Below are 12,664 nucleotides of genomic sequence, written 5' to 3'. Positions count from 1 at the left end.
CAAATCAGATCTGAGATTTAATGTTGCTTAATAAAACTTTAATGAAAAAAAACTACAAAAGTTCTTTGCAAATCTGACCAATTGTTGTACATTATCTCTCGTAGGGTACAGAGGTAAGATGTTCTATCTTTCAGACCTTTTGTTTCACGTTATTGGATTAGGCTGATTCAGCCGCCCCAGTCAGTTTTTGACTGGGGCGTTTTTTATTGGGCGAAAGAAAAATTTTCTTTTTGATCAGCAAGTTAAGCTAAACCCTCAAAAACCTTCTTTTTTGACCTCTCTAAGTCACTGCAAAATCTCGATTTTTCCTTCAAATTTATTGCGTTATTCATCCTGTAAATTTACGCCAGTCACATTATTATTTTTTCTTGAAAGAAACTAAGTTACGTCTTTTTGATGATTTGTTTAACTTAACTATCTGAATATTAAAGCTATTGAGGGGTGTGGGAGGAACTATTTGTCGGTGGGCAGGAAATAAGATTGCTTTTTAACCTATTGAAATCGAATCTCAGTTCAGTAATGCTTCGCCACATAACAATAATTACCAATTTTTCTCTCCCGTTATCCCTGCCAGGAAGGTGGGGATTTTTATTGCCTGAAATTCACGGTTTTGGATTACGGATAAACAAAAGCCCCACCAAAAGGCAGGGCTGTGTCGAAAAAATTTAACAAATTTTGTTAATTATTCTTCGCCGCTCTCGTGAGCGTCTTGCTCGTCTTCTTCAAGCAAGTGTGCAAATGCTGGTGCAAACCACGTGTCGAGTTTGGCACGTAGCTGATCTACGCCTAGGCCTTTTAGTGAAGAGAACACATCAACCGATACGTCACCACCAAAAGTTTCTACTTGCTTGCGGATTTTCAGTAGCGTTTGTTTGCGAGCACCGCTTTTCAGTTTGTCTGCTTTAGTCAGAAGAACTTGAACAGGGATGCGGCTGTCGATCGCCCAGAAAATCATTTGCTGGTCGAGATCTTTCATTGGGTGACGGATATCCATCAGAACCACCAAGCCTTTTAGGCACTCGCGTTTCTGTAGGTATTCACCTAATGATTTTTGCCATTTGTTCTTCATCTCAATCGGTACTTGAGCGAAGCCATATCCTGGCAAATCGACAATGTGACAACCTTCTTCCACTTTGAAAAGGTTGATCAATTGAGTGCGACCTGGGGTCTTTGATGTCTTCGCTAAGCTTTTTTGGTTAGTAAGACGGTTAAGTGCACTCGATTTACCAGCGTTTGAGCGTCCTGCAAACGCAATTTCGACACCTTCGTCCTCAGGTAAGTGACGAATATCGGGTGCGCTGGTGATGAAATGCGTGTTTTGGTAATGAATTTTTACGCTCACTGTTAACTCCATCTCGACTTTGTGTAGTCGATTGATTACTTTTTTGTGAAATTGTGTAAAATAACCGTGCTCGGCATAAGGTCGCCTATTGTACCATGAGTGTACGCGGTATGTTCACATTCCGTGGTACTGGAAGCTTGATAATTATAATGGAATGTCATGAAGAAATTAGCGCTAATTTTGAGTCTTTTAGCCAGTTGCTCAGTATGGGCCCAAGGTAATATTGAAGCTGGTAAAGCAAAATCACAAACTTGTGTCGCCTGTCACGGAGCGGACGGTAACAGTGCAATCGCAATGTACCCGAAACTTGCAGGCCAACACGCTAAGTATCTTGAGAAGCAGTTAAAAGATCTAAAACTAGGTATGACTAGTGGTGGTAAACAAGGTCGTTACGACCCTGTAATGAGTGGTATGGCAATGCCACTGAGCGATGAAGATATCGCTGATCTGTCTGCATACTACGCCTCTCTACCAATCTCAGAGAGCTCAACACCAGAAGACGTTGTTGAGAAAGGTAAAGTACTGTACACCGCTGGTGATGCAGAGCGCGGTCTAACCGCATGTATCGCATGTCACGGCCCTCGTGGTAACGGCACTGAGCTTTCAGGTTTCCCTAAAATTTCTGGTCAGCACTCTGACTACATCAAAGCTCAGCTAGAGAAGTTCCGTGATGGTAACCGTGGTAACGACATGAATGCCATGATGCGTGACATCGCGAAGAAAATGACAGACGAAGACATCGAAGTTCTGTCGAAATACGTTGGCGGTCTGCACTAAACCCCTACAAAGTTCGAGCACAGTTACACAAAAATGCCCTAGCGTTTTCGCTGGGGCATTTTTGTTAGTGACCTTACTTAATCACGGTCTTATTTTTTTAATACCTATTTATTAGTGATATCAATCACACATGGTTTTTGGGTATGAAGAGATAGTTAGCTCGGTGCTTTGTGAGACATTTGCCATACTTGGTCGATACTATTTCTCTCTTTTGTTTTTAAGTTATTGATAAAAATAGTTAATTATTTTTGGCGAAAAAATCCTATCAATAATTTCTTTCAATGACTTGTTGGTTTTTATCCAATCCGTAAAGTAGAAGCTGTTCACAAGGAGTGAATCTAAGGAATTTAGACCATGGATATAAGGTCTCCAAGGACGCAAACGAAGGACGTTTGGTAGTCGGAAAAGGGACTTAGATAGGCAAGGAGCCTATCAGATATGGATGGTCATCTAGTCTAACGGTTAAGACAGCGAAACGGATCAGGCTTCAGGAAGTAGCTCTGTAAACAGGAAGTGAAAGGATAGCCAAAACTCATCAGGACGATGAAGAACAACACTTTTTGGCAGGGAAAGCTCGAAAAACAAAAGGATTCTTGGTGCACCAGATGTGTGCAACACAGTTTCGCCACTTATTGGTGGCATTCAGAAAGCGACAGTCTCACTGTCGCTTTTTTTATATTCATTTTTGCCAATCAAAGTTTTTTAACAAAAACTGCTGAAAAAGTATCCAACAACACTCCAATCTGTGTCCACTTTCTGGTATGTTTCGCATCCCTGTTTGAGGAAGTCAGCATGCACACCTGTCCTTTATGCCAGAATCAGCGCACTCACCACTTTTTTGAAGACAAGCGACGCGAGTATCTTCAGTGTGAGCAGTGCAGTTTGGTATTCGTCAATCCAGACCAACGTTTGGATGCGAAAACTGAAAAAGCTCACTATGATCTGCATGAGAACAATCCCGAAGATGTGGGATATCGACATTTTTTGTCGCGAATTGCTGACCCAATCGCAGAGCGAATTTCACCACAATCGAACGGAATCGACTTTGGTTGTGGTCCAGGCCCAACGCTTTCATTAATGTTAGAAGAGGCGGGGCACAACATGGCGTTATATGATCTTTACTATCACCCTGATACATCGGTGCTAGAAAGGCAGTATGACTTCATGACAGCAACAGAGGTGATCGAACACCTCTACCACCCTGATATGGTGTGGAAGCAATGGTTGAATTTAGTTAAGCCTGGTGGCTGGATAGGCCTGATGACGAAAATGGTCATCGATGTTGAAGCCTTTCAATCATGGCACTACAAGAACGATCCAACTCATGTGGTGTTCTTTAGCCGTGAAACGTTCCAGTTCCTAGCTGAGCGGGATAAGCTCGAACTCGAATTTATTGGTAATGATGTAATTTTACTGAGGAAAGCCCAGTAATGAGCCGTAGTAAAAAATCTAGAAAGCCAGGTGCCGCTGGCGCACCTGAGTTTGTTGTAACTCGTAACCGTACAGAATCTGACGTTCAAGGCCGTCTGCGCAAGCGCGCTAAAAAGCGTAAAGGCTTGAAGACCGGTAACCGTAACTCAGAAGTAAACGAACAGAAGAAGCAATCTGCTGCACAAAATCGCGATCCGCGTTTAGGTAGTAAGAAGAAGATTCCTCTGATCGTTGAGCCTGTGAAGAAGCAAACGAAGCAAGAGCGTCGTCTATCGGCTGCACAAGAGCTAGAGATGCTAGAAAACGATGCGCAATTGAACGTGTTGTTGGATCGCATTGAAGCGGGTGAGAACCTAGGCACAGGTCTACAGAAATACGTAGATGAGAAGCTAGATCGTATCGAAAAACTGATGGACCAACTGGGTCTGCTTGAGCCGGAAGAAGAGGAAGACTTTACCGCTCCTGCTGCTAAAGGAACTCGTAACGACGATGACCTGCTAGCAGACTTCGATGACATCAACTTCGACGATTACAAAGGATAAATAACTCATGAACGTAACCTTATTAGCGATTGCAGGTGCAGTGATCATTATCGCGCTGGCTTCTTATGCAGGTTACCTTCTGCTTCAATTGAAAAAGCAAAAGGAATTGCAGCTGAAGCACAAAAAATTGGCGATCGATAAACGTAACGCCAACATTTTTGAAAACGTGCATACCTTATGTCAGGCAGGCATCCAAGGTCAGTGTGATTTGTCTGAAATCAGCATCCGTGTTTACAACATCATGGACTATGTTCAGGGTGAAGACCGTGTTGATTTTGATAAAACATACCCTGCGATTTCTGAGCTGTATCATGTTGTGAAAGATATGGCGCGCGGTGAAGACCGTCAGAACCTTGCTAAGAAAGAGCGTATGCAACAAAACTTAGATCGCCATAAAGCGGAGCAGCGCTTAACGGATGCGATCATAGAAGAACTCAAAGTGTTGCAAAAAAACGTCCAGCCACTGAATAACCAAATCAATATTCAGATGATCTAATTCGTACCCCTGATGGTTTCCTTATCACCATTGGGGGTATCGTGATCACGCTAGCACTTCTTTGGTTTTATACTTAAAAAGCCACCAACGGCTACCGTAGTTGCCATCGTCGTATGGCAAAATAGCGGTTTCTGAATATCGGGTGGCGATATACGTCTCCCTAGCATTTAACGGAAAGTACCACCATGTCGAATCAACATACTGAATCGAAACAGCAAATCGTCTGGGATCAAGCGGTGTTGGATAAGTACAACTACTCTGGTCCGCGCTACACGTCGTACCCGACTGCGCTGGAATTTCATGAAGCGTTTACCATCTCGGACTACGATATGGCATGCACTCATTACCCAGAACGCCCGCTATCTCTGTACGTTCACATTCCGTTCTGTCATAAGCTTTGCTACTACTGTGGCTGTAATAAAGTCATTACTCGCCATTCGCACAAAGCAGACGAATACCTAGATGTGCTTGAGCACGAGATTCGCCAACGCGCTTCGTTGTTGGGTGAGCGCACTGTGACTCAATTGCATTTTGGTGGTGGTACACCAACTTTCCTATCTGAAAAACAAATCACACGTGTGATGGACTTGCTACGCCAAGAGTTCACCTTTAGTGCGGATGCGGAAATCAGTATTGAAGTTGACCCTCGAGAAATTGAGCTAACCATGCTGGATCACCTTCGTGGTGAAGGCTTCAACCGTCTGAGCATTGGTGTGCAGGACTTCAACAAAGAAGTTCAGCAGCTTGTGAACCGTGAGCAAGATGAAGAATTTATTTTTGCTATGGTCGCACGTGCGAAAGAGCTTGGCTTCCGCTCGACTAACCTTGATTTGATTTACGGCTTACCGAAGCAAACTAAGGCGTCTTTTGCGAAAACATTAGAGCAAGTGCTAGAAATGCAACCGGGTCGTTTGTCAGTGTTTAACTACGCACACATGCCGCAATTGTTTGCTGCGCAGCGTAAGATTAAAGACGACGATTTGCCAAAAGCAGAAGAGAAGATGGCGATTCTGCAAGACACCATCGCGACGCTAACAGGCGCTGGTTACCAGTTCATCGGCATGGACCACTTTGCAATGCCAGATGATGAGCTTGCTGTCGCTCAGCGCGAAGGCATCTTGCACCGCAACTTCCAAGGCTACACGACGCAAGGTGAGTGTGACTTGGTTGGTTTTGGTGTTTCTGCGATTTCAATGATTGGTGATGCGTACGCGCAAAACCAAAAAGAGTTGAAGAAATACTATGCACAAGTGAATGAATCTCGCCATGCATTGTGGAAAGGCGTATCACTGGATGCGGATGACTTATTGCGTCGCGAAGTGATCAAACAGCTTATCTGTAACTTCAAGCTGGATAAGACAGCGATTGAGTCTGAGTTCGGTGTGAAGTTCGATCAATACTTCAAAGAAGACTTAGGTCTACTGCAAACCTTCATCAATGATCAGTTGGTGGAAGTGGATGACAGCGAAATTCGCGTAACACTGCGTGGCCGACTTCTGATTCGCAACATCTGTATGTGCTTCGATAAGTACCTGCGTGCGAAAGCGCGTCAGCAGCAGTTTTCTCGCGTTATCTAACCTCTAAGCAGATTTCGAATACAAAAAATGCCAGCAGATGCTGGCATTTTTTTATGTTTTTTCGCGGCAATTAAATACGATCTTTCACTTTTTCTTTCAGCTCAGTTTTCTCTGCGTCTGACAGGTAAGCGATATCTAGGCCGTTGATTTGCGCTTGGCGAATCTGTTCTTGAGTCAGGCCTGCTGCTGGTGCCGCTACTTCGTATTCGTAAGGCAGTTCAATACCTTCCACTGCTGGATCGTCCGTGTTTAGACACGCAAGTACGCCGTGATCTAGGAACTGTTTCAGTGGGTGATTTGCCAATGACTCAACCGTACTTGTTTGGAAGTTAGACGTTAGGCACGATTCAATACCAATGCGGTTTTCTGCAAGGTAGTCCATCAGCTTAGGGTCGTGAATTGCTTTCACGCCGTGACCGATACGTGTCGCACCAAGTTCTTGGATCGCTTGCCACATGCTTTCTGCACCCGCAGCTTCACCAGCGTGGACCGTCACATTCAGGCCTGCGTCACGCACTTGTTTGAAGTGAGAAACAAAACGATCACCCGGTTGACCAAGCTCATCACCAGCTAGGTCAACAGCAACCATGTGGTCTTTTTGGCTTAGGATCGCATCCAGCTCTTGTTGGCAAGCATCAGTGCCGAAAGTACGGCTCATGATACCGATTAGGTTTGCTTTGATACCGAAGTCGCGCATACCCGCTTGTACGCCATCAACCACGGCTTCTACCACGCCTGCTACAGGTAACTTGTGTTTCATTGCCATGTAGTAAGGTGAGAAGCGAAGTTCGGCGTAGTCGATTTGTGCGTTCAGTGCGTCTTCTACGTTTTCGTAAGCAACACGGCGACATGCGTCTAGATCGCCCAGTACCGCCACACCCCAATCAAGCTTAGAAAGGAAGGCTACAAGAGATGGCTCAGCTTCAACAATTTGAACGTGTGGTGTTAGCGATTCGATATCGTAAGCAGGTAGAGCAATACCAAATTGCTGACCAAGCTCAAGAATAGTCTTAGTACGAATGTTACCGTCAAGGTGACGGTGCAAATCAGTTAGGGGAAGATTCTTAGTTATCATTATGTCGATCCGGGTTGTTTGTTGTGAACAGGAACTCAGCCCAAACATTATCAATGACAATACATGGGGAAGATTTGCAGTTAAGTATAAATAACAGTTAGGTAGATTGTCAGTAGAGGATGACTAGGAATTCAACGATTTCCGTTGTTTTCTACTTCATGTTAACCAAATGTGTTGGCCATTCTTCCATCGGCATAGGACGGCTATAATAGAAGCCTTGCACTTGATTACATCCAAGCGAGCTGAGCAATTGTGCTTGCGCAGCGGTTTCTACCCCTTCTGCCACAACGTTGGTTTTCATGCCCTTGGTGATGTTGATGATCGCCGCAACTACAGAGCTGTCGAGGTTCTCTTTGGTGAGGCGATTAATAAAGGTGCGATCTATCTTCAAGCAGGTAAACGGCAACGCATGTAAGTAAGCTAATGACGAATATCCCGTACCGAAATCATCAATCGCAATACCCAGTCCCATCTCTCTTAGTTTGAGAAGGTTATCCAACGTTGTTGGTGCACTGTCGATGATGCGCGACTCGGTAATCTCTAACGTCACGTTGTTTGCTGCAAGGCCAGTTGTGTGCAGAACTTTTGCAACGGACTCAACGAAGTTAGGGCTCGACAACTGATGAACTGACACATTCACGTGCAGTTGGAAGTCTTGCGGCCATTGCTTATTGTCGATGGCTTTACGAGTGTCACTACAAGCTTGGAAAAGGATTTGCTGACCAATGGTTTTGATCATACCGCTTTCTTCCGCGATAGGGATGAAGTCGAGTGGTGAAATCATGCCAGACTCACTGTGCCAGCGTGCCAAAGCTTCTGCTCCGCAAATATTGCCCGTCGCGAGGTCAATAATCGGCTGATAGAAAGGCACAAACTCCCGGTTATCAATACCCGTCTGGATCTTCGCTAGCATCTGAGTTCTGAACTTAGAAGCACTTGCCATCTCTGGGCTGTAATGGCAAACGCTGGTGCGGGAATCCTGTTTGGCATAGCTGAGCGCAATACTGGCGTTACGCAACCATAGCGACATGGTTTGCTCTGGTTGTGTGCGAACGACACCAACAGAAATCTTGACGACAACGGTTTCACCATCAAGCATAAATGGGGCTGCCAGCAGTTGTTGTAGGCGTCGCTCCATCAAACTGATGTCTTCATCTGAGTGTGTCGTTGGCATGAATACCGCAAATTCGTCACCACCAATTCGAGCGAGTGTCGCTTCGTCATGAAGTTGCTGTTTGAGTCGCTCTGCAATATGAATCAGCAACTGATCGCCATTGTGATGGCCGATGCTGTCGTTGATATCCCTAAATTTGTTGATCCCGATAAGATACAAGCTACCTTGGCTAGAATGTGGCAGTGTTTCACTTATTTCGATCAATCCTTGACGGCTGTATAAGCGGGTAAGAGAGTCAAATTCAAGCTGTTCACGCAGCGCTCTAAATGACGCTTTTAGATTTCTTGTCATTTCATTAAAGGCTTGCACCAGAACGGTTGTTTCGTACACGTAGCCCGGCTTAGGCATAGTGCTATCCCAATCCCCTTTTGCTAAATGCTGTGCGGCTGTTGCGGTAGCATTGATGGGACGAGTAACCCGATTGAATATCAGCATGCTAATAACGATGCCAAATAAACTGACTAAAAAGCCGACTATCCAACTCTTTTGTTGGCTTTTCGGTAGCGTACCGAGTAACTCTGTTTCTGAGATTGAAGTGCCAATAAACCAAGTTAAGCCATTGGCATCGTAGTACGGTGTGATGCGGCTAAAGGTACGTTGACCGTTGAAGTCGAACTCGAATGTGTAAGGTTTGTCGCTGTGGCTGAGGTCTTGGCCCATTAGGCGAGACGCACTCATTTGGATGATAGGATCTGCACTTTCCGAAGCCAGTAAACGCTGTCCCTTTTCTGAGAACTTTGTTCCCCAAGAAATCACACTGCCTTGCCCTGAGTGCGCCACTAAGCGGTGTTCTTGATCTATGATGTAAACGGATGCGCTGGTATCTCGCTTGAGATCTTGTAAGAACAAGTTAAAGGTGTTGATGCGAATGTCGGTAACGAGAACACCTGCAAACTCGCCTAGCTCGTAAATGGGAGTCATGGCCGAAAGGGTGATGTCTTGGCGCTCATCGGCATTGGCGTAAATCGGTGACCAACGAGCTCTTTGCTCTTGAGCGACAGGCTGATACCACGGGCGGGTACGAGGGTCGTAAGGAGCAATCACAGTACGAATATCATCACTGACGTCTTCACTGCCGTAAATAACCAAATTACCATCAGTACGATGGTCTTGAACCATCAGCGTGTAGCTGTCACCCGCTTCGCGTCGGAAGCCGGTAAAGTCACCGGATTCAGATCCAAACGCAATCACATCCAGCTGCGGTATTGAGTGGTACAAATCTTTAAATGCACTCAACAAATAAGCTTGGATATCTTTGGTGTCGTTAGGATGATATAAGTTGTGGTAGCTAACGTTGTGCCCCAGCGCATTGACTGCGGTGAAAGGTTTACGCAGGTAGTCATTGAGGTGGTCGTGAACACTTTCAGTCAATACTGAAAGCTGTTTGTCACTGATGTCGGTGACGACTTCTTCGTAGCTCTGTTTTTGGACGTAGACAATCACACCGATAGCCAGCAAAAAAATCATCACAAATGGGATGAGAACAGCAGTGCGTAGTGTAATTTGAGTCGTTGTGTTTGACATTGCCTAGTCACATAAGGTGTGTCGTACCATAATTGTACTGACACTTAGGTTATCAAGCGAGCGAAAAAGTGTGCGCTTGATAACCATTTGTCAAACTCGTAACCGCTCGAGGTCAGTACAATTCTTTTAATTTCCGGGTTAGGGTATTGCGTCCCCATCCAAGTACTTTAGCGGCATCTTGCTTGTGACCTTTAGTGTGTTCTAACGCCGCTTCCAATAAAATGCGTTCAAATTCTGGTAAAGCGTAGGAAAGCAGTTCTTTATCCCCGGCTTCTAGCGCATGGCGTGCCCAATCCGCTAATTGTTCTTGCCAACTGCCGCTGGTGGCTTCGGTGATGATTTTCTTCTCTTCTAGCAATTCAGCGGGCAAGTCACTTGGCAAGACTTCGCTACCGCTTGCCATCACTGTCAACCAACGACAGATGTTTTCTAACTGACGCACGTTACCCGGCCAATCGAGACGGTTAAGAATTTCGACCGAAGAAGGATGCAGTGTTTTGGTTTCGACACCGAGCTCATCAGCCGCACGAACCAAGAAGTGCTGCGTCAGTTTTTCGATGTCTTGTTTACGTTCTCTAAGCGCTGGGATCTGCACACGAATGACGTTCAAACGGTGGAATAAATCCTCGCGGAAATCGCCTTCGTGAACCAGTTTTTCTAGGTTTTGGTGGGTTGCCGCTACGATGCGAACATCCACGCGAATTGGCGAGTGGCCGCCGACTCGGTAGAACTGACCGTCCGCCAAAACACGCAATAAACGCGTTTGGATATCCAGCGGCATGTCGCCGATTTCATCCAAAAACAGGGTACCGCCATTGGCTTGCTCAAAACGACCTTGACGGACACTATTCGCACCAGTAAACGCGCCTTTCTCGTGACCAAACAACTCCGATTCAATTAAGTCTTTTGGGATCGCGGCCATATTGAGGGCAATAAAAGGTTTATTGGCGCGCGGGCTGTGGCGGTGCAGGGCATGAGCAACCAGTTCTTTACCGGTACCTGACTCTCCGTTGATCAGAACAGAAATCGAAGAGCGCGATAAACGACCGATGGCGCGAAACACTTCCTGCATCGCAGGAGCTTCACCAATAATTTCAGGTGTGTCGGTTGGGATATCATCAGGTAGAAGTTGTTCGCGTTTGTTCTCTTGGCTATGGGCTATCGCACGTTCTACTAGCGTTAGAGTTTCATCAATATCAAATGGCTTTGGTAGGTATTCGAAAGCGCCTTTTTGATAAGCGTTCACCGCCGCATCCAAATCGGAGTGCGCCGTCATTATGATCACGGGAAGGTCGGGGTAATCGCGCTGAACTTGCTTTAGTAGCTCCAAGCCATCGATACCCGGCATGCGAATGTCAGAAACTAAAACGTCTGGTACTTCACGCTCTAGCGCCATTAACACGCTTTCTCCGTCCGCATAGGTTTCGCATTTTATGTTGGCAGAGGAGAGGGTTTTCTCCATTACCCAGCGAATCGAACTGTCGTCATCGACGACCCAAACATATCCTTTACTCATGTAATAAATCCTTGCAGCAAAAGCCTAAAAACTGACGAATCGAAAAGCCATTTAATCAAGTCAGATTGGCAAATAAATTGTAAAAGTGGTGTGACCTGGCCAGCTCTCGACATCAATCTTGCCGTTGTGCTGGTCGATCAAATTTTGTGAAATAGACAAGCCAAGTCCCGTTCCGCCCTCGCGGCCACTGACCATCGGGTAGAAGAGCGTGTCTTGTAGTTCTGGCGGGATACCTGGACCGTTATCGGTGATCTCGACACGCGCCGCGAGTTTGCAACGCTGACCATGAATATTGGCTTGATGCACCGTTCTGGTGCGTATGGTTATTTTGCCATGCTCTTGGTGAGAGAGAATTTGCGCCGCATTGCTAACAATGTTGAGCATCGCCTGTTCGATTTGGTCAGCATCCATCAAAATCTCTGGCAAGCTAGGGTCGTAATCGCGCTCAATCACAACCGAATGCTGAGATTCTAACTCAACCAATTGACGCACCTTTTCAAGCACTTGGTGTAGGTTCTCTTGGGTCTTTTTGCCCGGTTTTTGAGGGCCTAGCAAGCGATCGACTAATGCTCTCAAGCGGTCGGCTTGTTCAATAATGATGTGGGTGTATTCCGTCAAAGAAGGATCAGGCAGCATTTTCTCTAGCAGCTGTGCTGCACCGCGTAAACCGCCGAGTGGATTTTTGATTTCATGTGCCAAACCACGCACCAACAGTTTCGCCGCCTGCTGTTGGGCGTGTTGGTTAAGCTCTTGAGTGAGGCGGCGTTGTTGGTCAATTTTACGCATCTCAACCAGCAGCATTAGCTGCTTCTGCCATGTGATCGGGCTGACAGTCACTTCCAGCATCAAAGGGCGGCCATCAACCACAAAGGTCACGTCACTGTCCGTGATGCTTTGTCCGCTCTGTAGAGGTTGCGTAAGTAGCGCGAGATCCAATGACGCATGCTGAATCAGCTGAGACAACGACTGCTCGACAATACGCTTGGCGCTTTGTGAGAACAATAACTCAGCTGCAGGGTTGGCGTAGCGAACGGCTAATCCATCATCGAGAATCAGCGTTGCTGTCACCATGTTGTTGAGAATGGCACTGGAGAGACTGGTATCCACATTACGTCCTTGTTTGCGTTGTATTTGTGCGCTGCACTATATTGGTGCAATAGAACGTAAGTATGGCGAATAAACCTAAGAAGAAAAAGTGAAAAGCGCCATC

At 45.9% G+C, this 12,664-nt stretch carries 11 protein-coding genes; 6 read left to right on the top strand and 5 right to left on the bottom strand.

The genetic code is table 11. From position 1 onward, the window contains the following. Positions 1–118: 118 nt before the first annotated feature. Positions 119–166 (top strand): hypothetical protein, encoded by a 48-nt coding sequence (locus QTO06_RS25525; protein ID WP_438356636.1) that lies wholly within the window; start codon positions 119–121, stop codon positions 164–166. 516 nt (positions 167–682) lie between these two features. On the opposite strand, the gene yihA is transcribed toward QTO06_RS25525, so the two are convergent. Further along, positions 683–1,342 (bottom strand): ribosome biogenesis GTP-binding protein YihA/YsxC, encoded by a 660-nt coding sequence (gene yihA, locus QTO06_RS05075; protein ID WP_009707987.1) that lies wholly within the window; start codon positions 1,340–1,342, stop codon positions 683–685. Between the two features lie 159 nt (positions 1,343–1,501). On the opposite strand from yihA, the gene QTO06_RS05070 reads away from it, so the two are divergent. From QTO06_RS05070 to hemN, 5 genes are all read left to right on the top strand, one after another. Continuing rightward, positions 1,502–2,119 carry a c-type cytochrome gene (locus QTO06_RS05070; protein ID WP_005430024.1) on the top strand — a complete coding sequence of 206 codons (618 nt, stop codon included), beginning with the start codon at positions 1,502–1,504 and terminating at the stop codon, positions 2,117–2,119. Positions 2,120–2,911: 792 nt separating this feature from the next. Next, positions 2,912–3,550: a class I SAM-dependent methyltransferase gene (locus tag QTO06_RS05065; RefSeq protein ID WP_331407048.1), complete on the top strand. Its 639-nt coding sequence runs from the start codon at positions 2,912–2,914 to the stop codon at positions 3,548–3,550. Further along, positions 3,550–4,092 (top strand): Der GTPase-activating protein YihI, encoded by a 543-nt coding sequence (yihI, locus tag QTO06_RS05060; protein WP_005434538.1) that lies wholly within the window; start codon positions 3,550–3,552, stop codon positions 4,090–4,092. The genes QTO06_RS05065 and yihI overlap by 1 nt, the downstream gene beginning before the upstream one ends. Before the next feature lie 7 nt (positions 4,093–4,099). Further along, a complete protein-coding gene (locus QTO06_RS05055; protein WP_005434536.1) occupies positions 4,100–4,588 on the top strand; it encodes a DUF2489 domain-containing protein in 489 nt (162 codons plus the stop codon). A 185-nt stretch (positions 4,589–4,773) separates the two neighbouring features. Beyond that, a complete protein-coding gene (gene hemN, locus QTO06_RS05050; RefSeq protein WP_005434533.1) occupies positions 4,774–6,165 on the top strand; it encodes an oxygen-independent coproporphyrinogen III oxidase in 1,392 nt (463 codons plus the stop codon). Between the two features lie 70 nt (positions 6,166–6,235). Here hemN and add read toward each other — a convergent pair whose 3' ends face one another. The 4 genes from add to glnL all read right to left on the bottom strand — a co-directional run bounded on the left by add (position 6,236) and on the right by glnL (position 12,585). Then, complete coding sequence (add, locus tag QTO06_RS05045; protein ID WP_331407047.1) at positions 6,236–7,240, bottom strand: adenosine deaminase; 1,005 nt, start codon at positions 7,238–7,240, stop codon at positions 6,236–6,238. A gap of 151 nt (positions 7,241–7,391) precedes the next feature. Next, entirely contained in the window at positions 7,392–9,938 is a 2,547-nt protein-coding gene (locus QTO06_RS05040) for a bifunctional diguanylate cyclase/phosphodiesterase (RefSeq protein ID WP_331407046.1), read from the bottom strand. A 112-nt stretch (positions 9,939–10,050) separates the two neighbouring features. After that, positions 10,051–11,454: a nitrogen regulation protein NR(I) gene (gene glnG, locus QTO06_RS05035; RefSeq protein WP_005434528.1), complete on the bottom strand. Its 1,404-nt coding sequence runs from the start codon at positions 11,452–11,454 to the stop codon at positions 10,051–10,053. Positions 11,455–11,514: 60 nt separating this feature from the next. Then, entirely contained in the window at positions 11,515–12,585 is a 1,071-nt protein-coding gene (gene glnL, locus QTO06_RS05030; RefSeq protein ID WP_032803151.1) for a nitrogen regulation protein NR(II), read from the bottom strand. Positions 12,586–12,664: the final 79 nt, after the last annotated feature.

Source organism: Vibrio sp. M260121, assembly GCF_036533715.1.
In the GTDB taxonomy this organism is placed as follows: Bacteria; Pseudomonadota; Gammaproteobacteria; order Enterobacterales; family Vibrionaceae; genus Vibrio.
The sequence above is the reverse complement of the archived record's forward strand: the minus strand, read 5'-3'. Positions and strand labels throughout refer to the sequence as shown.

Excerpts from the sequence above, each read along its gene's own strand:
- yihI (WP_005434538.1), top strand. The coding sequence starts at position 3,550 with ATGAGCCGTAGTAAAAAATCTAGAAAGCCAGGTGCCGCTGGCGCACCT.
- QTO06_RS05070 (WP_005430024.1), top strand. The coding sequence starts at position 1,502 with ATGAAGAAATTAGCGCTAATTTTGAGTCTTTTAGCCAGTTGCTCAGTA.
- add (WP_331407047.1), bottom strand. The coding sequence starts at position 7,240 with ATGATAACTAAGAATCTTCCCCTAACTGATTTGCACCGTCACCTTGAC.
- QTO06_RS05065 (WP_331407048.1), top strand. The coding sequence starts at position 2,912 with ATGCACACCTGTCCTTTATGCCAGAATCAGCGCACTCACCACTTTTTT.
- glnG (WP_005434528.1), bottom strand. The coding sequence starts at position 11,454 with ATGAGTAAAGGATATGTTTGGGTCGTCGATGACGACAGTTCGATTCGC.
- QTO06_RS05040 (WP_331407046.1), bottom strand. The coding sequence starts at position 9,938 with ATGTCAAACACAACGACTCAAATTACACTACGCACTGCTGTTCTCATC.
- hemN (WP_005434533.1), top strand. The coding sequence starts at position 4,774 with ATGTCGAATCAACATACTGAATCGAAACAGCAAATCGTCTGGGATCAA.
- QTO06_RS05055 (WP_005434536.1), top strand. The coding sequence starts at position 4,100 with ATGAACGTAACCTTATTAGCGATTGCAGGTGCAGTGATCATTATCGCG.